The sequence below is a fragment of the Buttiauxella izardii genome, from assembly GCF_003601925.1.
Classification (GTDB): domain Bacteria; phylum Pseudomonadota; class Gammaproteobacteria; order Enterobacterales; family Enterobacteriaceae; genus Buttiauxella; species Buttiauxella izardii.
On sequence record NZ_QZWH01000022.1, the window covers coordinates 56,325 to 79,188 of the forward strand.

Here is a 22,864-nt window from a genome sequence, read left to right on the forward strand (position 1 = left end):
ATGGCTGAGTCTATCCAAGCCAATAGCAGAGTTTTGGTGCATTTCACGCTGAAACTTGAAGATGGCTCCACCGCCGAGTCGACCCGCAATAACGGCAAACCGGCACTCTTCACGCTGGGCGACGAAACACTGTCGCCAGGCATGGAAGACCAGCTAGTCGGCTTAAAAGCAGGGGACAAAAAAGCGTTCTCTCTGGCACCGGAATCCGCGTTTGGTATTCCAAGCCCGGACATGATCCAGTATTTCTCGCGCCGTGAATTTATCGACGCGGGCGAACCGGTTCCGGGTGCCATTATGCTGTTCACTGCAATGGATGGCAGCGAGATGCCAGGTGTTGTGCGTGAAGTTAACGGCGATTCCATCACCGTTGACTTTAACCACCCACTCGCCGGGCAAACCATTCATTTTGATATCGAAGTACTGGAAATTGACCCGGTACTGGAGGCGTTGAATGCAGATCCTGTTGGCTAACCCACGCGGCTTTTGTGCCGGGGTCGACCGCGCTATCAGCATTGTTGAAAACGCGCTGGCGATTTACGGCGCACCGATTTACGTCCGTCACGAAGTGGTGCATAACCGCTACGTGGTCGATAGCCTGCGCGAACGCGGGGCGATTTTCATCGAGCAAATCAGCGAAGTGCCAGACGGCGCAATCCTGATTTTCTCCGCACACGGGGTTTCCCAGGCGGTGCGTAACGAAGCCAAAGGCCGTGATTTAACGGTGTTTGATGCAACGTGCCCGCTGGTTACCAAAGTGCATATGGAAGTGGCTCGTGCCAGCCGCCGTGGTGAAGAATCCATTCTGATTGGCCACGCAGGCCACCCGGAAGTGGAAGGCACCATGGGCCAGTACAGCAACCCGAAAGGTGGCATGTATCTGGTTGAATCACCGGAAGATGTCAGCAAGTTGGACGTCAAAAACGAAGGCAAACTTTCGTTTATGACGCAAACCACGCTCTCGGTTGATGACACCTCTGACGTGATTGACGCGCTGCGTAAACGTTTCCCGAAAATCATCGGCCCGCGTAAAGACGACATTTGCTACGCCACCACCAACCGTCAGGAAGCGGTGCGAGCACTGGCTGACGAAGCGGATGTGGTGTTGGTCGTTGGCTCGAAAAACTCGTCTAACTCCAACCGCCTGGCAGAGCTTGCCCAGCGCATGGGCAAATCCGCATATCTGATTGATGATGCGGCGGATATCCAGGAAGAGTGGGTAACCGGTGCCGAATGTGTGGGTGTGACAGCAGGGGCGTCAGCGCCAGATATTCTGGTGCAAAACGTTCTGGCTCGCCTGCGTGAACTCGGCGGCAGCGAAGCCCGCGAGCTAGTCGGCCGCGAAGAAAACATTGTTTTCGAAGTGCCGCGTGAGCTGCGAGTGGATGTGAAAGAAGTCGAGTAAGCTCGCACTTTGGAATGAATGAAATGGGGAGCTTAGGCTCCCCATTTTTACACCTAAACGTCATCCTCGTCCTGCATAATCGCGCTGCGCCCGCCGTCCATCACGATGGTGGTTCCGGCAATAAAACCGGCTTTATCGCTTGCCAGAAACAGGCACAAATCGCCTACTTCTTCTGAACGGCCAATACGCCCAACGGGATGTTTTTTGATAGTTTTCTCGCGAGCGATCTTCCCATCGGTATGCGAATCAAACCATGCCTGATTACCATCAGTATCAATAAAACCTGGCGCGATACCGACGGTGCGGATTTCCGGCCCCCATTCGATGGTCAGACTTTGCACCAGCGATAGTAACGCTCGCTTGCTGATGTTATACGGCGCACAACCCGGCATGGTTGAAAATGCATGATTGGAGGTGATCACCAGGATCGTTCCTTTGTTTTTTTGCAGTGCCGGACGGGCGCATTTCGCCAGATACCAGTGGGAGCGCAAATTCAGATCAAAGTTATGCGCCCACTCGCTCTCTTCGCAATCAATGCCTTTAAACACATTTTTGCCCGCGTTGGACACCACCACATCGATGCGCCCAAACAGCTTTTCAGCCTCTGCCACGAATTGTTTAATTGATTCGGTTTGGGTGACGTCGACGGAAAAATAGAAATAGCGCTCGGGATATTCAGCCAGCATTTTCTGAGCATTTGGCGCATTTTCGAGTGCTGAAAAGGCGCAGCCGATAACAATATCGCCATTCATCAGGAAGGTTTTGGCGATAGCCTGGCCGATACCCTGACTGGTTCCCGTCACAATAACGACACGAGCAGATTGTTGGGTTTTCATAATAAGTCCCTGATGAAATGATCGATAAGCTGACTATCCTCTGGCGTCAATTGCCAGCCAGGTTTACGGCAATAATCGGTGGCGATAATTCCACGCCGCATCAAAATCGTTTTCTCAACCTGAATGATGTATTCACAGTGCGTCATCCAGCGTTGAATATAAGGTAGCAGCGCCTGATGCAATGCCTCGGCCTGCGTGTGCTCACCCTGTTGCCAGTGCTGATAAATCCGCACATACACCTCGGTAAACGAGCAACCCGGCATTACGCCTTTGCCTCCCGCCGCCAGCATTTGCAGCATATACAAACCGGCGTAGCCATTGAGCACGCTTGCCTGGGGCGCGAGTTTCAGAAACTCGCGAGTGTATTCCACAGGGGGATTACACTCGATTTTGAATACCGCATGCGGGTAGCGAGCGGCGACCGCTGCCAACTGTTCCGGTGAAATCGCCAGACCCGTTTCACCCGGCGCGTATTGCACCATCACCGGAATATCGACCGCTTCCAGTACGGCAAAAATGTGTTCCTGAATGGCCTGTGGATTAGGGCTAAGGAAAAACGGCGGCAGCAACATCAGCGCATCGGCACCTAATTTTGCGTAATAACGCGCACGTTTCACCGCCAGTTCGGTGCTGTGATCGGTGACCGACATCGCCCGGTAAAGTGGGCTTCCTGCGAGAGTTGAAACAAACATCTGCGCCAGTCGGTCACGCTCCTGGTCATGCAGTTTCGGGAACTCGCTGGCGATGCCAAATAGCGTGGTGCCTTGCGCGCCGCTGTTAGACAAGTGTTCCAGCAGGCGCACAAAACTGCGTTCATCCAGTTCACCCGCAGAGGTAAAAGGCATCGCGGTAATCGGATTCACACCGCCAATATCCTGCGCCGTATAATGCTTGTTCATTAATCTTCCTCCCGGTCAGTCAGCACCGCGCCTTGCGCGGCAGGCAATGCCCAACGGCGATACAAACGCAGGAAACCACGCGGCACTTCTTTGTTCACCGGCTGCCAGTTTTCACGGCGCGTTGCCAGAACGGTTTCCGCGACATGCAGCGTCAGCGTGCGGGACGGGATATCAATCGAGATTTCATCGCCATTTTCCACTAGCCCAAGCTCTCCGCCATCTACCGCTTCCGGGGAAATATGGCCGACGAACAGCCCGCGGTTGGAACCCGAAAAACGCCCGTCGGTAATCAGTGCGCAGGTATCAGAAAGCCCCATGCCTTCCAGCGATTTCATTGGCTTATACATTTCCGGCATACCCGGCCCGCCTTTCGGCCCTTCGTAGCGCAGAACCAGCACGCTGCCCGGTTGAATCTGGCCGGACATAATCGCCGCCACAGATTCCTGCTCGCTGTTAAACACCACCGCCGGGCCACGGAACACCATCAGGTTTTCCGGCACCGCAGCAGGTTTCACTACGCATCCAAGTGGCGAAAGATTGCCATGCAACACCGCGACACCCGCTTCATTGCGCACTGGAATTGCCAGCGTATGAATCACTTCCGGGCGACAGCTACGTTTGCCTTTGGCAAGTAATTGAGCTTTGGTTTTACCGGCAACGGTCAGCGCGTCGAGGTGCATTAATTTGCTGATTTCAACTTCCACCGCCTGCACGCCGCCCGCTTCCCAGAAGTCGATCATGTCGTGTTCGGAAGCCGGATACAGCGAGGCGACCAGCGGCACTTTGTGGCTGAGTTCATCAAATGCCGACAGCGGCAAATGGCCGAGTTCGGCTTCGTAGTAAATCGCCTGGAGATGCAGAATTGCGTTAGTCGAGCCGCCCGTTGCCAGCAGATAAACCATCGCGTTATGAATGGATTCTTTAGTAATAATCTGGCGCGCATTCACGCCGCTCATAACCAGTTCCACGGCCTGGCGACCGGTTTCTACCGCGCAATCACGGCGCTCTTTTGAAACCGCAGGTAGCGTGCTGCTGCCCGGCAAACTCATGCCGAGCACCTCACCGATACAGCACATGGTGTTCGCCGTACCGTACATGGTGCAGGAGCCAGGGCCAGGCTCGGCAATATTTTCTATGTGCGCGAACTCTTCCTCGCTGATTTCACCGCGCATCTTCCAGCCGATGGCTTCGGTCACGATATTGCCATCCCAGTGTTTGCCTTTATATTCCGCGGGATACATCGGCCCGCCGTTGACCATAATCGCTGGGATATCTAAACGCGCTGCTGCCATCAACATCGCCGGAACGATTTTGTCGCACGAACCGAGCAGCACCATGCCGTCGAAACGGTGGGCGCGCATCATCACTTCGATTGATGCGGTAATCACTTCGCGGGCGGCAAGGATATAGCGCATTCCTAGATGCCCTTCGGCGATGCCGTCACACGGTGCGATGGTGCCGAACACCATGCCGACGCCGCCTGCTTCGTCGATGCCTTCCAGCACTTTTGCCGTCAGTTCGTTCAGGTTGGCATGCCCCGCCGTGGCATTGGTGTAACTGTTTACCACCGCAATCACTGGCTTGCGCAGTTGCTCATCGGTATGCCCCATGGATTTATATAGCGCACGTTTCAGTGCGCCGTCGTCACCTTCGAGGATCGGGTTGAAATGCGTGCCACAGCTGGCACATCCGCCACATCCACTCATAATCACAATCTCTTTTTTGTTCGTTAACGGCGGCTAGCCGCATTGATATGATGAGCAGCATCAGGCTGCGCATCGCTGTATTCAGGTTCAACGGTCATTTTTTTAGGGTTTGCCAGGCGTGCGGGCAGGGTGAGGATCAGCGGCACGCAAAGCAGCAGGAAGCCCGCCAAAATGTACAAACCCACGTCGGTGCGCCCGGTGGTGTCTTTCAGCCAGCCGAGAACCGTTGGGCCGAAGAAACCGGCCAGGTTGCCGATGGAGTTCACAAACGCGATACCCGCAGCCGCTGCGGTGCCAGAAAGCAATGCGCCGGGCAGGCTGATATAGGTAGGAATTAATGCCAACGTGCCGGACATCGCCACGCAAATCCACGCCATCATCCAGAAGGTGGAACCGCTGCAATACGCGCTTAATGTCAGGCCAATACAGCCAATTAGCGCCGGAATCGCGATATGCCAACGGCGTTCTTGCTTGAGGTCAGAATGGCGACTGTTCCACACCATAAATGCCGCGCCGAAGACATACGGCAGCGCTGCCAGCAGGCCGATATAGAAATCGTCGTTAACGCCTGAGCTTTTAATGATCGATGGCAGCCAGAAATTAATGCCGTAGTAGCCGATGTTGAAGCTGAAAAACACCAGTGCCAGCAGCCAGACGTAGCCGTTTTTCAGCATCCCTTTCAGGCTGCTATCCACTTTGCCTTTATTGGCACGCGCACGGTTGGCGGCATCTTTTGCCAGGTCGTCGACAACCACCTGTTTTTCGGCATCGGTCAGCCATTTGGCTGATTTCACATCGTTATCGAGATAACGCAGCACCACAAACGCCAGCACAAACGAAGGAATCGCTTCGACCAAAAACAGCCACTGCCAGTTATGCAGGCTGCCGACACCTTCAAACATTTTCAGGATCAGGCCGGAAAGTGGGCTGCCGATAATCGTCGACAGCGGCGTGACAAGAATAAACAGTCCGAGCGTGCGGGCGGAGCGCCACGACGGGAACCACAGCGTGAGATAAAACACGATGCCAGGGAAGAAGCCCGCTTCCGCCACGCCGAGTAAAAAGCGTACGACGTAAAATTGGGTCGGCGTGGTCACGAACATCATGCCTGCGGAAAGTACCGCCCAGGTCACCATGATTCGGGCAATCCAGAAACGCGGCCCAAACTTCTGCATCAACAAGTTGCTCGGCATCTCAAACAGGAAATAGCCGATGAAGAAAATCCCTGCGCCAAGGCCGTAAACCGTGTCGCTAAAACTCAGCGCATCCTGCATATGCAGTTTGGCGAACCCCACGTTCACGCGGTCGAGATAGGCAAAGAAGTAACACAGAATTAAAAACGGAATCAGTCGCCGGGTAATCTTGCTGTAGACCCGTGATTCAGCGGTGGAATCCGCTGATTTTCTCTCGATTAAGTTACTCATAGTCATCTCCAGAGGTAGGGGGCCTGAGTTCCAGCCTCAGGCCTGTTGTTGTTTTATTCTGTTGTGATGGCCTTACCGGTTTTGCCTTGTGGCGGCTGCCCGATATGGCGTAGAGGATTGCCGCACATCAAATTGCGTTCGATATGTTCCAGGGAAATGTTTTTAGTCTCAGGGACAAACAGGAGGGTCAGCACAATACAAACCACGTTCAGCACGCCATAAAGCCAGAACGTGCCGGAGCTGCCGATGGTGTCGATAAGCGTCAGGAACGTCGCGCCAATAATCATATTGGCTATCCAGTTCGCCATAGTGGAGCAGGTCACGCCAAAATCGCGGCCAGCAAGCGGCTGGATTTCAGAACACAGCACCCAAATCAGCGGGCCTGCGCTCATGGCAAAACCGGTGATGAAAATCAGCAGCACGATAACGGCGGCGTACTGCTCGGTCGGGTTAGAAATCCCGCTGTGGAACATGTAGCCGAGAATCCCCATGCAAACCGCCATCCCTGAAAAACCGAGCTTCAGGATAGGTTTACGCCCCCAACGGTCGACGAGTGCAATGGCAATAAACGTCGCCAGCACGTTGGTTAAACCGGCGATCACCGTGCCCCACATTTGCTCACGGGTGGTGGCGAAACCGGCAATTTCGAAGATCTTCGGCGCGTAGTACATGATCACCGTCATACCGGTGAACTGCTGCATAAACTGGAGTAACACGCCGAGATAAGTGGAGCGGCGAAAGTGCGCGTTGTGACGAAAAAGCTGCAAACCGCGCTGCTTCATTTTCACGCTTTCGCGGATTTGATTCAGCTCGTCCTGCGCTTCTTTATCGGAGTTACGCAGCAGTTTCAGCACTTTTCCGGCAAGCTCATGCTTGTCTTTCATTGCCAGCCAGCGCGGGCTTTCCGGGAGCGTCAGCACGCCGATAAAAAGAACGATGGCTGGGAAGGTAATAACACCGAGCATCCAGCGCCAGTGGCCGCCTTCACTCAGGGCAGTGTCAGATAAAAACGCCGCCAGAATCCCGATGGTGATCATCAACTGATAAAGCGAAATCATGCTGCCGCGAATACGCTCTGGCGCGATTTCTGACAGGTACAGCGGGGCAGTGAAAGAAGCAACGCCGACGGCCAGGCCAAGGATAAAACGTGATACCGCGAGGACTTCCATGCTATGCGCCACGGCGCAGCCGATGGAGCCGATGATAAACAGCACCGCTCCCAACAGCAGGCTTTTCTTGCGCCCAAGGCTTGAAGACATGGGGCCGCTGCACAACGCGCCAAGTGCCGCGCCTAACATCATGATGCTGACGACAACTTCCTGATGATGGCTACTGAGATTAAATTCATTAGCAATAAAGGGCAGTGCGCCCGCGATGACGCCCATATCCAGGCCAAACAACAGCCCGGCAAGTGCGGCGAGGAAACAGACGAGGATCGTCTGCCGATTCGTATGTGTAGGGTGAGAAATAGTGCTCATAATTACGCCTTAAAGGTGATGGATTTTTAGAGCCTGAATTCGCGGGCGGGTGTGCCTGCAAGTGTTGTTGTTATTTTTAAAACCGCGCCATCCAGGGCCGCGGGTCGGGCAAGTCCATCTCGTGCAGAAGTGATGTAGAGATCGGACAAATTCGGGCCGCCAAAAGTGCAACTGCTGGGCTGGCTCACGGGGAGCGTTATCTGGCCGGTTTTGGTCATTTGCTGGTGGTTTAGCTGGAAACGCGTCAGGCACGAACTTCCCCAGCAAGCGTTGATCAGTTTGCCATCGCCAGTCAGCGTGGAACCATCCGGGATGCCGTCGACGGGATATTCCTGTTCAATGCACAGGCCATCTTCTTGCGAAGTCGCACGGTAAAATCGGTGGCGTAGTGAATCGGCAAACCAGATGTTTTTGTCAGTCCACACCAGGGTATTGGGGACCCATAAATTCCCCAACAGGCGTTGGGGCGTCGGTGCTGAAGCACTGACTCGATACCAGCTTCCGATAGCCTCTCGAGCGGTGGGATCCATCGTGCTGAACCACAATGATCCATCCGGGGCAATGGCGGATTCGTTAGGGCGCGTTCCGGTCGCATCGTCCGGCCACCGACAAAAATCGCGAACCTGCTGATTTTGATAGTCATATAGCGAGATACCGCTCTGACTTACGACCAGGAATGTATCGAGCGTGGAGGTCAGCAACACGGCGCTGGTGAAAACAGGCATCGGGCGAATTTCTATACGCTGCGCCTGATTCGGCCAGTAGCGCAGCAGACGATTTTGCAGAATATCGACCCACAGCAGTGAACCACTGCGGCAACACCACACTGGAGTTTCACCTAACTGTGCGCGATAGCTGCCAATCACTTCGAAATTTTCGCCAGATACCTGATTCATGATTTACTCCGCACACTCATGCCAAGCGCGTTGATAAGCCTGCGCGCGTTCACGCAGCAAAATCATGCTCATCCCCGCCTGATACAGCCCGCCGCCAAGGCCAAAGCCATTGGCACCCGCTTGAATGTAGCTACGCATTTGCGCGGCATCTGGCTGAATGCCACCAACCGGTAACATCGCGATTTCACGAGGGACGACGGCGCGGAAGGCTTTGGTGATCGCGGGGGTGATCTGTTCTGCGGGGAATAATTTCAACGCGCTGGCCCCGGCGGCAATCGCGCTGAACGCTTCGCTCGGCGTCATAATTCCCGGCAGGCTGACAAGCCCGAGCTGGCGGGTGTGGCGGATAACATCGGGGCAGCAATTTGGCGAAATAATCAATTGCCCGCCGCATTCGGCGACGGCATCAACTTGTTCAACGGTTAGCACGGTTCCCGCGCCCACGTAGCCGCGCTCGCCCACCGTTTTACGCATCAAAGCAATAGACTCGAGCGGTGACGGGCTATTGAGCGGCACCTCAAGGTAGCGAAAACCGCAATCGAGCAGGATTTCTGCCGCCTCGCGGGCATCTTTTGGCGTAATGCCGCGCAGAATCGCCACCAGCGGTAACGGCTCTTGTTGCCACTGACTGATGAAATTTTCCGGGTTCATGATGGAGTTCCTTGAAGCTGGCAAAAGAGGTGCCACAGGCCGTGAATAAAGCAGTCATCGCCGTTGGCCTGAGAAAGGCTGAGGTTCATCTGGCCAGCCGCAAGCTGATAACGCGCCGTTAATGCCGGGCTGCCAACGACCCACGCGTGTTGCTGAACCGGTAGCGTTTGCAATTCGTAACCGATGGTTAAACCTGACAGATAGCTGTGAATGCTGGTTTCACTCAGTTCGCCCGCCAGGCGGCGGGTACGGGCTGAGAAGATCAAATGGGTAAATGGCGCACCCTGGCTGGCGGTTTTAACGCCGAGCAAGAAGGCTTGTTCGTCTTCGAGTTGTTCCGGTAGCGCACGGCCAAGAATGGAATGTTGAGTAAGCAGCGAGAAAACTTCGCCGGTCATAAAGGTGGAAAAAGAGGTGATTTCACCGTGCTGCATTTGCGCGTGTTTACTGTGAGTTCCCGGCAGCAACGCAACATGCTGGTTCGCGGGGTGCAGTGCCGCGAGGCCCAACAATTGGACTTCTTCACCGCGCATCACGTCTGGCTGGGAAAACTGACTGATCCCATTTGCGCCGGGAATAATCCACGCCGGGCTGCCCCATGAAGTGGTGAAGGCCAGTGTGCCGGATGCCAAATCAGCGGCGTTACACGGCAGTGGCGCGTATGGCACTTCATGCCAGCCTTGCTGCGAACCGACCATTCCTGCCATCACAATCGGCAAGTTTCCGTACTGCTCAAGCCAGCTTTCCAGCAGCGTTTGCAGCGTTTGGGCAAATTGACCCTTCTCCACAGACAACAGCCCGCAGGCCTGATTTATGCGGGAAACTTGCAGCGATCCTTGCATCAAAAATGCCCGGAAGTTGGTGGTTCCCCAATCGATAGCAATCCAATGATTTTTCATCCAAGTAATACAAACCATGTAATCTTGTAATACAAGAATGCTAGAACAAAAAAACATCACAGTGTGTGAGGAAGATCGAAATTACGTCAGGTAAGGATCAAATAATGTGGTCGAACATTTCCGGGCGATCCTGCCAGATGCGTTTTTTAGCGGCATTAAGCAGAATGCTGCGCATTTGTTGGCGGGCTTTTTCGACTTGTTTCAGGCGAATGGCATCAAACAACAAGAAGTGTTCATCGACGGCGGCCTTGGTCTGGCGCACGTCTTTTTCCAGCGTTTGCTTGAATGACAGCGCCATAGCGGCGGAAAGGGCGTTGCCGAGAGCTAACAGAAAGGGATTATGTGTGGCGCGTAACAGCGCATGGTGAAAGGCCATATCGCCTTCTTCAAACAGCGATCGTTGTGCATCAAGCTGGCCTTTGCGCATTAGCTGGAGTGCATCTTCCATGGCCGCCAGATCGTGTCCGGTGGCATTTAATGCGGCAAGTGTCGCAACATTTGGCTCGAAAATCAGGCGCGTAACGATCAATTGCTCAACCAATTTGAGATCAAGCTCGCCCTCAGCCAGCCAGCCCAACACGTCGATATCCAACAAACTCCACTGCTCGCGGCTGTTCACCGTGCTGCGCTTTTTGGCCTGAATCGAAATGAGTCCCTTCGCGGCAAGAACCTGTAGCGCATTACGTACAGAAGTTCGGGAAACTTCATACTCCACGGCCAATTCGTTCTCGCCTGGCAAAGACAGACCCGGCGCGAGATCGCCGTGCATAATTCGCCGCGCAAGATGCTGGGTGACGGATTCTGAAATGTTTGCCTGTGGGAGTTTCATTGCACTTTCTCGACGGAGTTCGAACATGGAAATGAGCTACATAGTAAGCTAATCGCGCCGTATGTACCTAATAGAGAGCAACTTATGAGAAAAACACCAATCATTCTCGACACCGATCCTGGCATCGACGACGCCGTGGCGATTGCCGCTGCACTTTTTGCCCCACAGCTTGATTTAAAATTGGTGACGACGGTCGCCGGAAACGTCAGCGTGGAGAAAACCACGCGCAACGCATTGCAGCTCATGCACTTCTGGCAGCGGGATGTTCCGGTAGCGCAAGGTGCCGCCACACCGCTGGTGCGCAAACTGCGCGATGCCGCATATGTTCACGGCGAATCGGGCATGGAAGGTTACGCCTTCGTTGAGCACCAACGCCAGCCGCTGGATAAACCCGCGTTTCAGGCGATTTATGAATGTTTAACTGCCAGCGTAGAACCCGTCACGCTGGTGGCTATCGGCCCACTGACTAACATCGCGCTGCTGCTTACCCAATACCCGGATTGCAAAGCGAAGATCAAACGCCTGGTGATCATGGGCGGATCGGCAGGGCGCGGTAACTTCACGCCAAATGCGGAATTTAATCTCGCCATCGATCCGGAAGCGGGCGCTCGCGTATTTGAAAGCGGGCTGGAAATTGTGATGTGCGGCCTTGATGTGACTAATCAGGCCGTGCTCAGCCCGGAATATCTGGCAACGCTTTCTGAGCTCAACCAAACCGGGAAAATGCTTCATGCGCTATTCAGCCACTACCGCAGCGGCAGCATGGCGACGGGCTTGAGAATGCACGATCTATGTGCCATCGCCTGGCTAGTGAAACCTGAACTGTTCCAGACTAAACACTGTTTTGTGGCGGTAGAAACCCACGGTGAATTTACCGCAGGCACTACGGTTGTGGACATCGAAGGGCGTTATCAGCGCGAGCCAAACGCGCATGTGGCGCTGGATCTTGACGTTGCGGGTTTCCAGAAATGGGTGGCTGAAGTCCTGGCGTTAGCCCCTTAAATATTAAACGCGACGCAGATCGATTTTCTTCGGCCTGATAATGGGGTTAATCGATTAACCTTGCTATGCTGATTAAGCAGTTCTCCTTGGGCCGGAGAAATAAAATGAATGTACCTGTCATCGTGCCACCGGGTGTGGCATTCCTTAACGGCCATTTCACGGCTGAAAATATCATTACCAAAACGACACGCAGCGGCGATCTGGTCGGCGTGTTCCAGGACGACGCCGCATGGCGAGCGTTACCCGCCGACACGCCAATTTATCAGGTTGAAATGCTGCAATCTCCACAGGGAGAAGGCGAGCTTTTTGTCGGCACCACGCATCTCAATCCAGGGCGCGTGGGCGATGAGTTTTATATGACTCGCGGCCATTTCCATCAGCGGCGCGAGCAGGGAGAAGTCTATTTTGGCCTGCGCGGCAGCGGATTGTTATTGCTGCAAAGCGAACAGGGCGAAGCACGGCTTGAGCAAGTGTCGCCAGGTTCAGTGCATATTATTCCCGGCAATACCGCCCACCGCTTGATTAACACCGGTTCGGAGGTGCTTTCAGCACTTGCCGTCTGGCCGACGATTGCCGGGCATGATTACGCTTCTCTGGCGCAAGGTTTTAAACAACGCGTCTTTTTGCGCGAAGGGAAAATCCAGGCCAAAGAGGTGCAAAATGGCTGAACCACATCTGAAATTTGGCCTCGATATGGCGGTTCATCATCAGCCGATGGGTTTTAGCTACGGTGAGGAAGTGATCGGGCCGGTGCCGGAGATCCGTAAACTCGATCAGATCCGCGCTTCTCTTCGCGATCCGCAATGTAGCGGGCCGGAAGATGTGTATGCGATCGTGATGGACGTCGCGCGTTTGCAGGATCGCGAAGAGCTTAAAAAACGGATGTTGTTGTTTGGCGTGGTGACTTACGCCTCGGGCCGATTAGGCGACGAACCGATCCGCAGCCAGGGCCATATTCATCGCATCAGCAGCCACAGCGGCTGGTCGCCGCCAGAGCTATATGAAATCTGGCAGGGCAAAGCGATTATCTATATGCAGGAATATGTCGCTGACGATCCGGGGCGCTGTTTTGCGGTGTGCGCGGGGCCGGGTGATAAAGTGCTGGTGCCGCCGGGTTGGGCACATGCCACGATTTCTGCCTCGCCAGATGAACCGCTGACGTTTGGCGCGTGGTGCGACCGGGAATATGGTTTTGAATACGACGCGGTGCGTGCGTACAAAGGGCTGGCGTGGTATCCGCTATTGCAGGATGAGCACATTGCCTGGCAGCATAACCGCAGTTATATGCCGGGGCGTTTGCAGGTCACGTCACCGCGAAAATATACCGAGTTTGGGATTACCGATGAGCCGCTGTATCAGCAGTTTGTTGAGGATCCGGCGCGGTTTCAGTTTATTTCGAAGCCGGGAATAGTAGGGCAGAAGTGGGTGGGATTCCATCCTTAAAACAACCCTCACCCTGGCCCTCTCCCTGAGGGAGAGGGGAATTGGTTCGGTTTTCGCCCTCTCCTGAGGGAGAGGGAATTGGTTCGGTTTTCTCCCTCTCCTGGGGGAGAGGGAATTGGCTCGGTTTTCTCCCTCTCCTGAGGGAGAGGGGAATTAACTCGGTTTTCTCCCTCTCCTGGGGGAGAGGGTCGGGGTGAGGGCATACAACTAAGAAAATAACCCCACAGCCACTCCCACCGCCGCCAGAACCAGCAACAGCAGCATCGCTTTCACCGGGGAAACGCCGCGCTTCGCCATCAAATACCAGGTGCCGATCACCACCAACAGCGGCAGCAGATTAGGGAAAATCCCGTCCAGCATCTGCTGCACATGAATATTCACGCCGTCTTTGGTGACAAACTCCAGCCCCGTTCCCAGCTTCACGTAACTTGCCGCAACACCGCCCATAACGAAAACGCCGAGCAACGACAGCGCTTCACGCAGGCGCGTCGATTTGCTGCTGACCAGCATCTCAACGGATGTCGATCCCATGCGGTAGCCTTTCAGGAACAGGAACCACGAGCCGGGAATGATAATCGCCAGCCAGGCTACGCAATAAAACAGTGGCCCGAGAATATTGCCGCCCGCCGCCAGCGCCATGCCGATACTGAGCAAAATCGGGATCAGCATACCCGGAATCATCGAATCGCCGATGCCCGCAACCGGCCCCATCAACCCGACTTTCAGGGTGTTAATCGTCTCACCGTCAATCGGTTCGCCGTTGGCGCGTTTCTCTTCCAGCCCCAGCACCATGCCGTTCACAATCGCGCCCAGTTGCGGCTCGGTGTTGTAGAACGAGGCGTGGCGTTTGAGCATCTCTTTGCGTTGTTCGGGATCGGGATACAGCTTCTTCGCCACCGGCAACATGCTCAGGCAAAAACCGAATGACTCGAGGCGCTCAAAGCTCATGGACGACAGGTTGTACATCATCCAGCTCCGCCAGCAGCGGCGCAAATCCTGGCGAGTGAGTTTACGTTCTTCCATCAGAATTCATCCTCATCATCAGTCGTGTTTGAGGCCACACGTTCAGCCTGCGGCTCGGGTTTGTAGTTGTAGTGAATGAGCGCCAGCAGCGCCCCAACGATCACCAGCGCCACCATGTTCAGTTTCAGGAAAACGATGCAGATAAACCCCACCAGGAAGTAAATCAACATGCTGTAATTTTTGATGATTTGCTTTAGCAGAATCGCGATACCCACCGCAGGCAAAATGCCGCCGAGCACGTTCATCGTCGAAAGGACGATATGCGGCAGGCTGTCCATAAAGGCATTGATGTACTGCGCGCCGAAGTAAACCGCGATAAACGTCGGAATAAAACGCATCAGGAAATTGGTCGCTTGCGGCCAGATAGCGCTGTTGAGATACACGCCGCGTTCGTCGCCTTTCTCAAGGGCAATATCGGCGCGGTGGTTCCACCACGAGTTCAGCACCATCATCGCGTTGAATAAAACCGTGCCTGCAATCCCGATGGTGGCGGCCAGCGCCACGGCAACCTCTGGCCCTTTATTGGACAAAATACCCAGCGCGATGGCCGGAAACGCCACAAAGTTGAGGTCGGCAGGCATCGAACCACCGGGGGTCACCATCGCGATATACACGGCCTGAACCGCCACGCCGATGATAATCCCGGTTTGCACATCGCCGAGAATAAAACCTACCAGCATCCCTGAAACCAACGGGCGGGTAATCAAATACCAGCCGCCGGTCAGCCCCAGCAGCCATGGGCTGCTTAACGCACCGAGGTAACAGAGAATGCCAATCAAAGCCGCTTCGAAAGCCATAATGCACTCCTTTATTTGAGTTTTTGGCGAGCGTCCTGCCAGCTATAGCTGCTGGCATCAGGCACCAGACGAAATTCAATCTGATGCCCGCGCTGCGTGAGGTAGTCGAATGCGGCGACCTCTTCCGGGTTTACAGACTGATTAGGGCCAATCGTGGTGGTTGTGGCCCGTGCGCTCATCGGGCCGACATTGATTTTTTTATTGCTGTTTTGCAGGCTGATGCCCGCTTCTTCGATGCGTTTTAGCGTCACCGGCGATTTGCCAATCACGAAGTAATGCTTCTCGCTGGCGATGATTTTGGGCAGTTTTTCAATCGCGGTGGCGGTGTCAAATAACCAGACTTTAATATCCTGCACCGCCCCTTTCATCACGGAAGAAAGTAAAGGATCGGCGGCGACAGCATCGTCGATGGCGATAATCCCATCGCACGGCAGCTCTTTCGCCCAGCGGGTTACGAGCTGGCCGTGGATCACGCGATCGTCGATTCGTACAAATGAAATGCTCATCGTTGCCCCTTAGAAATCGTCGGATTGCGCTGTTTCTGCCAGGGCCGCCTGCACCAGCGTGTCCTGCGTATTTGCCAGTAATTGCGCGGTGGCTTGCTCAACATCGGTGAGATCTTTTATCTCATCGCTGAGCAGCAACATCGGGAAGTTCACCCCGGCGAGCACGGTGACTGGCGGTTGCGTATCCGGGTTGAACGCGTAATGGCAGGCGATATTCCACGGCGTGCCGCTTTGCAAATCACACAGCACCACCACGCCATCGGCCCCTTTACTGGCCTGCTTCAGCACCGCCGCAAACTCATCGCCAAAACTATTGATGCCTTTGTTTTGAGTGAGCATCACCGGGAAAACATGCGGCAACTCGCCGTAAACCATGCGCGAGCTTGCCAATAAGGCGTCTGCGAGTGTGCCGTGTGTTGCCAGAATCACGTTGATCATAGTTATCCCCTTACCCAGGCTTTCATGGTGGCGAGTGGCTGATTTTTGTTGCTGCCGTGTGGTGAAATTCGGTACTCCCCGACGGCGGCAGGAATGATGAAGGTTTCGGCGTAATGCACCACGAACGGCTCGAATGCGCCGCTCGGGCTTTCCACCAGCGCCTCACTGCCTTCGACCAGGTTCAGCACGTTGACGCCGCCATTAGTGTGGTGCGTGATGGGCTTTGTAAACCAGTGGCGACGCGTTTCAATAAACTCGCGTTCGTGCAGGCCGGTGCGCTCTTCGCGCCAGCCATCGCCTTCGGCAATCGGCTCAAAATGGTTAACCAGATGCTCGCTAACCCATTGGGTATCGCGCTGCCAGTCAATCACCTGCGCGCCGTGTTCCAGATGCACCGGGCGCGGTAAACCGTCCAGACCCAGACGGCCCCAGTCCCATAATTTAAAGGTGAAGATATACGGCGTGGCGCTGATTTCCAGCACCATCGCGCCCGATCCTGAACAGTGCACGGTGCCCGCCGGAATCAGGAAGTGATCATGTTTACGCGCCGGGAAACGATTAACGAATTTCTCGTCATTAAAGGCTTTCTCGCCGCGTTGCGCCGCCGCCAAATCGTCGAGCATCTCCTGGGGATCGATACCCGTTTTAGTACCGAGATAAACTTCCGCACCCTGCTCGGCTTCCAACAGGTAATAGCTTTCATCCTGGGTGTAATGCATGCCGAAATGCTGCTGGATGTATTCGGTTATCGGATGCACCTGGAAGCTGAGATTCTGCCCGCCGATGGTGTCGAGGAAGTCAAAACGGATCGGGAATTCGGCACCAAAACGCGCATGAACGCGCTCGCCCAGCAGCGGGCGAGGGTACAGCAACACCAGATCTTGCGAGGGGATCTCGATCCGCACATCACCAAAACGCAGTAACAGGCTGTTCTCCTCGGGCACACAGTCAAAACACCATGCGTAATTTGGCTTTGAGGGATCGAGATCAAACTTGTCTTTCATCCATTGCCCGCCCCAAACGCCGGGGTCGAAGAATGGCACCACGCGGAACGGTTGTTGCGTGGTTTGTTCAAGCGCATGGCGCAGCGCATCGCCGCTTACCATCGCCGGTTGTTCAGGGTTATTGGTGTCGAGCAAGAAATCCGCACGCTTGAGAAGTGGCGTTTTATGGCGGTCAAACACGCGCCATTCAATGAAGAAAGCGCGTTTGTAGCGGCGCAGAATATCTTCGCTCTCGTTGTTCGCACCCCAATTGCCCAGTTCGCCACGGCGAAAACGCTGCTGGATTTCCCAGCGGGCGAGGTCGGCATAAACCAGCACATCACCTTCGTGAACCAGCGCCGCGCCTGGGCCGTAAACCACCATCAGGCCGTGCGTGGTTTCAGCGACTTCTTGTTGCAACGCCGCCAGTTTTTCCGCGCAGAAGAATTCGTTTAACTCGTGACAGGAAAGCACGCCAAACACGCGGTCGTCCGTCAGGTTGTGGGCCAGCAAATCATGCAGATGTTGCTCGCTCAACCGTGCAGATTCGGCGTTAATCACCCGTGAAGGATTGAGATGGCTGATGAGTTGCGAATGCAGTTCGTCGAGCTGAACGCCGGGGTAGCAATCAATCACCAGCACGGTTTTACCCGCGTGCAATAGTTTCTCGCTGACAGCCTGTTTTATGGCAGGCCATCCACGCCATGCCTGATGGTCAAACCCCGTGACGTTGACTTCGGGATACTTGTCGTAAGATGCCGGATGCATAGTATTCTCCCTGTTTTCGATAAATTAAGATTAATCGATTAACCCATTTTGAACAGGGTGGTAAACGCGATTAACCCGCCATTTTTGGCAAGCAGTGGCCGTAAGCTGAGTTATCTGTGATGGGTTTCACACGGGAATATGCAATTTTTTGGTTATTCGATTAATCTGAGTGGAATCGCTAAATTTTGAGGAGTGCCAATGAGCACTGTTACCCTGGCCCAGGTTGCAAAACAGGCTGAAGTTTCGACGGCTACCGTTTCCATGGTATTACGCAATCGAGGGCGAATTTCTGATGCCACTCGCCAGCGAGTGCTGAAAGCGCTGGACGATCTCGGCTACGTTTATAACCAGACGGCGGCCAATTTACGCAACCGCACCAGCAACCAGGTGGGCTTGTTGCTTCACGATATTACCAACCCGTTTTACGGTGAAATGACCGCCGGATTGAGCCAGGAAATGGAGCGCCACGACTTGCTGTTATTCCTGGCAAACAGTGAAGAATCCGGCGAGCGTCAGCAGAAATTTGTTGATTCGCTGATGCGCAATAACGCCTGCGGCATGGTGTTATGTGCGGCCCGAGAAACGCCGCCGCTGTTTTTCGAAACCCTAAAGCGGCGCAACATTCCGGCGATTATGGTGGTGCGGCCGATGGATGACGTGGATTTTGATTTCGTCGGCACCGATAACTTTTTGGGCACGCAACTGGCGACGCAGCACTTGCTCCGCCTCGGCCATACGCACATCGCGTTTATCGGCGGCAGTGAAAATTCCATTAGCCGCGCCCAGCGCATTGGCGGCTACAGCAGTAAATTGCTCGAGCATCGCATTCAACCTAAAAGCGAATGGGTGGTTTCGTCCCTCGCCAGCCAGAGCGATGGCGCACGCGTGGCGGAAGAGTTATTCCGTCAGTACCCGGAAATCACCGCAGCGGTTTGTTATCAGGACATTGTGGCGTTGGGCGTGATGCAGACGCTGCGTAAAATGGGACGCCAGCCGGGCGTGGATTTTGCGCTGGTAGGGTTCGACGATATTACTGAAGCGTCGTTGGTGCAGCCTGCGCTGACCACCGTTTCGGTGGCCGCGAAAGAGATTGGCCGCAAGGCCGGGGAGTTATTGTTCAGCCGCATTCAGGGCAATGACGAACCGCCAAAACGCATTATTCTCCCGCCAACTTTAGTCGTGCGGGAGTCATGCGGTTTTGGTTCGTTACGGTGATTCTGGCGTTAGGCTAGCCGGGGCTTTGCGCCCTGGCGTGTTGCCCCAGACTTTGTCGTACTCGTAGCCGGTCAGATCTTTAATCACTTTGCGGGTTTCCATATCGCAGTCTGCGAGATTCCCGCCCAGTTTCAGGCGTGCCACTTCTTTAATCAGCGTTTTGTGGGATTCGCGGGTCAGTTTGAATTTGAACGTCATCCAGAAGCTGATGGACAGCAAAGCCGCAGTGGCAAAGACCATCAGCCCAACAATGGCGTGTAACGCTTCGATAGGTTGCTCGCCCTGGCCTTTTACAAAGCCGCTTTCTTCAAGCACCACGCCAATCAACATAATCGCCAGTGCCACGGTGCTTTTGCGGGTTAAGACCATCACGCCAGCAAAGATCCCCTCGCGGCGTTTTTTAGTGACGATTTCATCGACATCAGGAATAAAGCTGTAAATATTCCACGGGATAAAATAGAGCCCGGCACGTGAAACACCCAATACCACAAAGACAGCGGAGAATAATACGACCGAGACATTGATATTATTGATGTAAGCATAAAACAAGAAAGCTAATACGGCGAAAATACAACTATAAGATAACCGTAGTGCACCCGATGGCGTGAAGTTTAATTTACTCAGTAACATCATGAATACGAATGTTCCCGGAACAGAAACAAAAGCCGCCACGCTTAAATAACCTGAAACGGCAGCGGCATCCTGATGTAATCCGTAAACCACATAATAGGTAAATACCGAGCCGAAAACGTCCATCGCGGTAAATGACGCAATATAGATAATAATATGCTGACGGAACATTTTAATTTTAAATGAGGACAGCAGATCTAATACCAGGCTTTTTAGATGGTGCCAAAGATTGCCGCTATTGGCACCTTCCGGTTCGGGTTCAAACTCTTCGCGCACATCTTTCGCCTCCCAGGTACACATCCAGGTGGTGAACACCGCAATGCAAAAAATAGCCGAGAACAGCAGGCCGGTGTAGGTGTACGTCATCGGGTTATCTTTGCCGGTGAACTGCATAATCACGCCCGGCACCGACACCGCGAGAAAGCCGCCAAGTTGCGAACAAATCATGCGCACACCAGATAATTTGGCACGTTCGGTGTAGCGGTTGGTCATTTCGGCGGCCAGTGTTTCCCAGGGAACCAGCACCATTGCCGAAAGCAATTCAATAGAAAGATAGGTGCCGAGATAATACCAGTAGCCCATATCCGTGACCCACAACAGGGCGTACAAAAACATCAGCGGGGCGCTGAGTATTAAGAAGAAACGACGGCGGCCGAAACGTCTGCCCAGCCAGGTGTTGGCGAAGTTATCGGTGATATAACCCATAATCGGGCTTAATACCGCATCAATAACTCGCGCAATAGCAAATATCGAACCGGCTTCTAATACCGATAATCCACAATAAGTGGTGTAGAAAAATAACAGCCAGGTGCCAATAATGGCAAATGCCCCGCCGCCAAATAAATCGGTAACACCATATCCTATGGCTGTTCCGTAGCCAACTCTGCGTTGTGTAGGTTTCATATTATTCCTTTCTTTTTATATGTAGGATGAAAAGGAAAGCGATTATTTTAAATATCTATCCAGTTTCTGGTAATAGATGACTGATAAATAGCTTCAACCATACGCAATGAAATTTCAGCCTGATGAATATCGACGTAATAACGGTTATCGAGGCTTTCTAAAGAATGATAAAAATTATGAATCGCCTGCTGGTGGCTGCTTCCCCAATAACACTTTTGAGCTGCGTCCGGTAATTCATCACTGGCGAGTAACTCTTTATGTTCTCCGGCAATTACCCACAAATGATTGTGATGCAGTTGTAGCAAGCCACGTTCGCAATGGATTTCCAGCAAAAGCGGCGAGTCCGTAGTATTGCAGTTGGTGGCGTAAAAAATCCCCCGCGTGCCGTTGGCTAATTCCATATTGGCGATGGCGGTGTCTTCGGCCTCCGTTGCAGCACTTAAAAAGCTGCTTTCCACCACGCCTTTGAGCGCGTTCACGCCTCCGGCAAACCACTGCATTAAATCCAGCGTATGAATCGCCTGATTGATTAACAGGCTGCCGCCTTCGGTGGCAAAACGCCCGCGCCACGGGCTTTGCGCATAATAGTCGTGAGGGCGGTTCCAGGTTAGTACCGCTTTGATGCTCAACACTTTTCCGTATGCGTGGCTTTCTATCAACGCTTTTATCTTCTGGCTGCTCGGGTTCAGGCGGTTCTGATAACAGACGCCGAGCTGAGTGGTTGCGCTCGCCAGCGCGTTTTTAATCTCCTTCACTTCACCGGGATTGAGCGCCACCGGCTTTTCCGTGAACACGTGTTTCCCGGCGGCGAGGGCGGCAATAATCATCTCTTTGTGGGCGAAATGCGGGGTGCAAATATGCACCACATCAATCTCGGCATCGCATAACATTTCGCGGTAATCGGCGTAATAACGGCAGCTGTACCGTTCGGCAAGTGCGTGGCCTTTTACTGAATCTGTATCGACAATGGCCCGTAGCTGGCAGGCTGGATTCGCTTGAATGGCCTCGACGTGCAAGGTGTGGATCGCTCCACACCCGACGACCGCGGCCTGTGTCGTCTTCATCGTTATTGCACTCCGTTTGCCAGCATTTGCGCCCGCACACACAGCTCGGCGGCTTTGAATGCGTGCGCCTGGGTCATCGCATTTTCGGTGCGGTTCAGGCAATCCAGAATCAGCTCGCCAAAGAACGGGAAGCCCACTTTCCCGGCAACCGGATAGCGGAATTCGCCTTCTTTATTCACCAGATACACCACGTCCTGTTCGCCACGAGTGATATCGACATATTTACGGATTTCGATATAACCGTCGGTGCCGAGCAGCGTCAGACGCCCGTCGCCCCAACTGCTCAGCCCGGTTGGTGTGAACCAGTCGCAGCGGAAATAGCCGCTGGCACCGTTCTCGCCTTTGAGCATCGCATCGCCGAAATCTTCAAATTCTGGATATTGCGGATGGGCGAAGTTATTGGTTTGCGCCGCGACAACGTGTGCTTCGCTGTTGCCGGTGTAATACAGGAATTGTTCAATTTGATGGCTGCCGATATCACACAGGATGCCGCCGAAGCGCTTCTTATAATAGAACCAGTCCGGGCGGCCTGTTCCTTCGCGGTGTGGCCCCATCCCCAGTGTTTGAATCACTTGCCCGATTGCGCCGTCACGCACTAATTGCGCGGCAAAAACTGCACTTTCTACGTGCAATCTTTCGCTGTAGTAGACCGCATATTTGCGCCCCGTTGCGGTGACTTTTGCTTTGGCCGCAGCCAGTTGTTCCAGTGTGGTCAGCGGCGCTTTATCGGTGAAATAGTCTTTCCCCGCGTCCATGACTTTCAGGCCAAGCGCGCAACGTTCGTCTGGAATCGCCGCTCCGGCAACCAGTTTGACGCTCTCATCTTGCAGAATCGCGTCAAGCGATGGCGCGACTTTTGCCTGCGGGTATTGCTTAAGAAATTGTTCGATTTTCTGCGGATCGGGGTCGTAAACCCATTTCAGCGTCGCGCCAGCTTCAATCAGGCCGTTGCACATGCCATAGATATGACCGTGATCGAGTGCGGCGGCGGCAAACACAAAATCACCCGGCTGCACCACCGGCTGTGGTTTGCCTTTTGGCGCGTAATTCATCCCGTCTTTGATGCTCATGT

Annotated in this window: 23 protein-coding genes; 6 read left to right on the forward strand and 17 right to left on the reverse strand. The window is 54.0% G+C overall.

Annotated elements, in window-relative coordinates:
- Nucleotides 1-471, forward strand: a complete 471-nt coding sequence (gene fkpB / locus D6029_RS11025) for an FKBP-type peptidyl-prolyl cis-trans isomerase (RefSeq protein ID WP_034459386.1) — start codon at nucleotides 1-3, stop codon at nucleotides 469-471.
- Entirely contained in the window at nucleotides 452-1,402 is a 951-nt protein-coding gene (ispH, locus tag D6029_RS11030; RefSeq protein WP_120064800.1) for a 4-hydroxy-3-methylbut-2-enyl diphosphate reductase, read from the forward strand. Before fkpB ends, ispH begins: the two co-directional genes overlap by 20 nt.
- Before the next feature lie 53 nt (nucleotides 1,403-1,455).
- Here the strand turns inward: ispH and D6029_RS11035 are convergent, their stop codons facing one another.
- The 9 genes from D6029_RS11035 to D6029_RS11075 form a co-directional block, all read right to left on the reverse strand.
- Nucleotides 1,456-2,238: an SDR family NAD(P)-dependent oxidoreductase gene (locus D6029_RS11035; RefSeq protein ID WP_120064801.1), complete on the reverse strand. Its 783-nt coding sequence runs from the start codon at nucleotides 2,236-2,238 to the stop codon at nucleotides 1,456-1,458.
- Nucleotides 2,235-3,137, reverse strand: coding sequence for a dihydrodipicolinate synthase family protein (locus D6029_RS11040; RefSeq protein WP_120064802.1), 903 nt, complete (start codon nucleotides 3,135-3,137; stop codon nucleotides 2,235-2,237). Before D6029_RS11040 ends, D6029_RS11035 begins: the two co-directional genes overlap by 4 nt.
- Nucleotides 3,137-4,843: a dihydroxy-acid dehydratase gene (gene ilvD, locus D6029_RS11045; protein WP_120064803.1), complete on the reverse strand. Its 1,707-nt coding sequence runs from the start codon at nucleotides 4,841-4,843 to the stop codon at nucleotides 3,137-3,139. The genes D6029_RS11040 and ilvD overlap by 1 nt, the downstream gene beginning before the upstream one ends.
- Before the next feature lie 23 nt (nucleotides 4,844-4,866).
- Nucleotides 4,867-6,273, reverse strand: a complete 1,407-nt coding sequence (locus D6029_RS11050) for an MFS transporter (protein ID WP_418230259.1) — start codon at nucleotides 6,271-6,273, stop codon at nucleotides 4,867-4,869.
- A gap of 47 nt (nucleotides 6,274-6,320) precedes the next feature.
- Nucleotides 6,321-7,745 (reverse strand): sugar porter family MFS transporter, encoded by a 1,425-nt coding sequence (locus tag D6029_RS11055; protein ID WP_120064805.1) that lies wholly within the window; start codon nucleotides 7,743-7,745, stop codon nucleotides 6,321-6,323.
- A gap of 26 nt (nucleotides 7,746-7,771) precedes the next feature.
- Entirely contained in the window at nucleotides 7,772-8,641 is an 870-nt protein-coding gene (locus D6029_RS11060; protein WP_120064806.1) for an SMP-30/gluconolactonase/LRE family protein, read from the reverse strand.
- A gap of 3 nt (nucleotides 8,642-8,644) precedes the next feature.
- The gene (locus tag D6029_RS11065) at nucleotides 8,645-9,292 is read right to left on the reverse strand and encodes a 2-dehydro-3-deoxy-6-phosphogalactonate aldolase (protein WP_120064807.1); all 648 of its coding nucleotides are present in this window, start codon (nucleotides 9,290-9,292) and stop codon (nucleotides 8,645-8,647) included.
- Nucleotides 9,289-10,191, reverse strand: coding sequence for a 2-dehydro-3-deoxygalactonokinase (locus D6029_RS11070; protein ID WP_120064808.1), 903 nt, complete (start codon nucleotides 10,189-10,191; stop codon nucleotides 9,289-9,291). The genes D6029_RS11065 and D6029_RS11070 overlap by 4 nt, the downstream gene beginning before the upstream one ends.
- A 97-nt stretch (nucleotides 10,192-10,288) precedes the next feature.
- Nucleotides 10,289-11,020, reverse strand: a complete 732-nt coding sequence (locus tag D6029_RS11075) for a FadR/GntR family transcriptional regulator (protein ID WP_120064809.1) — start codon at nucleotides 11,018-11,020, stop codon at nucleotides 10,289-10,291.
- Nucleotides 11,021-11,104: 84 nt separating this feature from the next.
- Here D6029_RS11075 and rihC point away from each other — a divergent pair, with 84 nt between their 5' ends.
- The 3 genes from rihC to D6029_RS11090 all read left to right on the forward strand — a co-directional run bounded on the left by rihC (nucleotide 11,105) and on the right by D6029_RS11090 (nucleotide 13,465).
- The gene (gene rihC, locus D6029_RS11080) at nucleotides 11,105-12,022 is read left to right on the forward strand and encodes a ribonucleoside hydrolase RihC (RefSeq protein ID WP_120064810.1); all 918 of its coding nucleotides are present in this window, start codon (nucleotides 11,105-11,107) and stop codon (nucleotides 12,020-12,022) included.
- 104 nt (nucleotides 12,023-12,126) lie between these two features.
- Nucleotides 12,127-12,690 carry a glucose-6-phosphate isomerase family protein gene (locus D6029_RS11085; RefSeq protein WP_120064811.1) on the forward strand — a complete coding sequence of 188 codons (564 nt, stop codon included), beginning with the start codon at nucleotides 12,127-12,129 and terminating at the stop codon, nucleotides 12,688-12,690.
- Nucleotides 12,683-13,465 carry a glucose-6-phosphate isomerase family protein gene (locus D6029_RS11090; protein WP_120064812.1) on the forward strand — a complete coding sequence of 261 codons (783 nt, stop codon included), beginning with the start codon at nucleotides 12,683-12,685 and terminating at the stop codon, nucleotides 13,463-13,465. Before D6029_RS11085 ends, D6029_RS11090 begins: the two co-directional genes overlap by 8 nt.
- A 207-nt stretch (nucleotides 13,466-13,672) precedes the next feature.
- Here D6029_RS11090 and D6029_RS11095 read toward each other — a convergent pair whose 3' ends face one another.
- Genes D6029_RS11095 through D6029_RS11115 form a run of 5 tightly spaced genes read right to left on the reverse strand, consistent with a single transcriptional unit; the run spans nucleotide 13,673 to nucleotide 17,980 of the window.
- A complete protein-coding gene (locus D6029_RS11095; RefSeq protein WP_120064813.1) occupies nucleotides 13,673-14,488 on the reverse strand; it encodes a PTS system mannose/fructose/sorbose family transporter subunit IID in 816 nt (271 codons plus the stop codon).
- Nucleotides 14,488-15,285, reverse strand: a complete 798-nt coding sequence (locus D6029_RS11100) for a PTS mannose/fructose/sorbose/N-acetylgalactosamine transporter subunit IIC (RefSeq protein ID WP_120064814.1) — start codon at nucleotides 15,283-15,285, stop codon at nucleotides 14,488-14,490. The genes D6029_RS11095 and D6029_RS11100 overlap by 1 nt, the downstream gene beginning before the upstream one ends.
- A gap of 11 nt (nucleotides 15,286-15,296) precedes the next feature.
- Nucleotides 15,297-15,791 carry a PTS sugar transporter subunit IIB gene (locus D6029_RS11105; RefSeq protein ID WP_120064815.1) on the reverse strand — a complete coding sequence of 165 codons (495 nt, stop codon included), beginning with the start codon at nucleotides 15,789-15,791 and terminating at the stop codon, nucleotides 15,297-15,299.
- Between the two features lie 9 nt (nucleotides 15,792-15,800).
- Nucleotides 15,801-16,229: a PTS sugar transporter subunit IIA gene (locus D6029_RS11110; RefSeq protein WP_120064816.1), complete on the reverse strand. Its 429-nt coding sequence runs from the start codon at nucleotides 16,227-16,229 to the stop codon at nucleotides 15,801-15,803.
- Nucleotides 16,230-16,231: 2 nt separating this feature from the next.
- Nucleotides 16,232-17,980, reverse strand: a complete 1,749-nt coding sequence (locus D6029_RS11115) for a class I mannose-6-phosphate isomerase (protein WP_120064817.1) — start codon at nucleotides 17,978-17,980, stop codon at nucleotides 16,232-16,234.
- 198 nt (nucleotides 17,981-18,178) lie between these two features.
- Here D6029_RS11115 and D6029_RS11120 point away from each other — a divergent pair, with 198 nt between their 5' ends.
- A complete protein-coding gene (locus D6029_RS11120; RefSeq protein WP_120064818.1) occupies nucleotides 18,179-19,195 on the forward strand; it encodes a LacI family DNA-binding transcriptional regulator in 1,017 nt (338 codons plus the stop codon).
- On the opposite strand, the gene D6029_RS11125 is transcribed toward D6029_RS11120, so the two are convergent.
- From D6029_RS11125 to D6029_RS11135, 3 genes are read right to left on the reverse strand one after another with little or no spacing between them, the layout of a single operon-like run.
- Nucleotides 19,187-20,728 carry an MFS transporter gene (locus D6029_RS11125; RefSeq protein ID WP_120064819.1) on the reverse strand — a complete coding sequence of 514 codons (1,542 nt, stop codon included), beginning with the start codon at nucleotides 20,726-20,728 and terminating at the stop codon, nucleotides 19,187-19,189. The two genes, D6029_RS11120 and D6029_RS11125, sit on opposite strands and share 9 nt — an antisense overlap.
- Nucleotides 20,729-20,775: 47 nt before the next feature.
- Nucleotides 20,776-21,792: a Gfo/Idh/MocA family protein gene (locus D6029_RS11130; protein WP_120064820.1), complete on the reverse strand. Its 1,017-nt coding sequence runs from the start codon at nucleotides 21,790-21,792 to the stop codon at nucleotides 20,776-20,778.
- 2 nt (nucleotides 21,793-21,794) lie between these two features.
- The gene (locus tag D6029_RS11135) at nucleotides 21,795-22,862 is read right to left on the reverse strand and encodes a Gfo/Idh/MocA family protein (RefSeq protein WP_120064821.1); all 1,068 of its coding nucleotides are present in this window, start codon (nucleotides 22,860-22,862) and stop codon (nucleotides 21,795-21,797) included.
- Nucleotides 22,863-22,864: the final 2 nt, after the last annotated feature.

What these genes read in the sequence shown, in the direction of transcription:
- fkpB (WP_034459386.1), top strand. Translation starts at nt 1, where the DNA reads ATGGCTGAGTCTATCCAAGCCAATAGCAGAGTTTTGGTGCATTTCACG.
- ispH (WP_120064800.1), top strand. Translation starts at nt 452, where the DNA reads ATGCAGATCCTGTTGGCTAACCCACGCGGCTTTTGTGCCGGGGTCGAC.
- D6029_RS11035 (WP_120064801.1), bottom strand. Translation starts at nt 2,238, where the DNA reads ATGAAAACCCAACAATCTGCTCGTGTCGTTATTGTGACGGGAACCAGT.
- D6029_RS11040 (WP_120064802.1), bottom strand. Translation starts at nt 3,137, where the DNA reads ATGAACAAGCATTATACGGCGCAGGATATTGGCGGTGTGAATCCGATT.
- ilvD (WP_120064803.1), bottom strand. Translation starts at nt 4,843, where the DNA reads ATGAGTGGATGTGGCGGATGTGCCAGCTGTGGCACGCATTTCAACCCG.
- D6029_RS11050 (WP_418230259.1), bottom strand. Translation starts at nt 6,273, where the DNA reads ATGACTATGAGTAACTTAATCGAGAGAAAATCAGCGGATTCCACCGCT.
- D6029_RS11055 (WP_120064805.1), bottom strand. Translation starts at nt 7,745, where the DNA reads ATGAGCACTATTTCTCACCCTACACATACGAATCGGCAGACGATCCTC.
- D6029_RS11060 (WP_120064806.1), bottom strand. Translation starts at nt 8,641, where the DNA reads ATGAATCAGGTATCTGGCGAAAATTTCGAAGTGATTGGCAGCTATCGC.
- D6029_RS11065 (WP_120064807.1), bottom strand. Translation starts at nt 9,292, where the DNA reads ATGAACCCGGAAAATTTCATCAGTCAGTGGCAACAAGAGCCGTTACCG.
- D6029_RS11070 (WP_120064808.1), bottom strand. Translation starts at nt 10,191, where the DNA reads ATGAAAAATCATTGGATTGCTATCGATTGGGGAACCACCAACTTCCGG.
- D6029_RS11075 (WP_120064809.1), bottom strand. Translation starts at nt 11,020, where the DNA reads ATGAAACTCCCACAGGCAAACATTTCAGAATCCGTCACCCAGCATCTT.
- rihC (WP_120064810.1), top strand. Translation starts at nt 11,105, where the DNA reads ATGAGAAAAACACCAATCATTCTCGACACCGATCCTGGCATCGACGAC.
- D6029_RS11085 (WP_120064811.1), top strand. Translation starts at nt 12,127, where the DNA reads ATGAATGTACCTGTCATCGTGCCACCGGGTGTGGCATTCCTTAACGGC.
- D6029_RS11090 (WP_120064812.1), top strand. Translation starts at nt 12,683, where the DNA reads ATGGCTGAACCACATCTGAAATTTGGCCTCGATATGGCGGTTCATCAT.
- D6029_RS11095 (WP_120064813.1), bottom strand. Translation starts at nt 14,488, where the DNA reads ATGGAAGAACGTAAACTCACTCGCCAGGATTTGCGCCGCTGCTGGCGG.
- D6029_RS11100 (WP_120064814.1), bottom strand. Translation starts at nt 15,285, where the DNA reads ATGGCTTTCGAAGCGGCTTTGATTGGCATTCTCTGTTACCTCGGTGCG.
- D6029_RS11105 (WP_120064815.1), bottom strand. Translation starts at nt 15,791, where the DNA reads ATGAGCATTTCATTTGTACGAATCGACGATCGCGTGATCCACGGCCAG.
- D6029_RS11110 (WP_120064816.1), bottom strand. Translation starts at nt 16,229, where the DNA reads ATGATCAACGTGATTCTGGCAACACACGGCACACTCGCAGACGCCTTA.
- D6029_RS11115 (WP_120064817.1), bottom strand. Translation starts at nt 17,980, where the DNA reads ATGCATCCGGCATCTTACGACAAGTATCCCGAAGTCAACGTCACGGGG.
- D6029_RS11120 (WP_120064818.1), top strand. Translation starts at nt 18,179, where the DNA reads ATGAGCACTGTTACCCTGGCCCAGGTTGCAAAACAGGCTGAAGTTTCG.
- D6029_RS11125 (WP_120064819.1), bottom strand. Translation starts at nt 20,728, where the DNA reads ATGAAACCTACACAACGCAGAGTTGGCTACGGAACAGCCATAGGATAT.
- D6029_RS11130 (WP_120064820.1), bottom strand. Translation starts at nt 21,792, where the DNA reads ATGAAGACGACACAGGCCGCGGTCGTCGGGTGTGGAGCGATCCACACC.
- D6029_RS11135 (WP_120064821.1), bottom strand. Translation starts at nt 22,862, where the DNA reads ATGAGCATCAAAGACGGGATGAATTACGCGCCAAAAGGCAAACCACAG.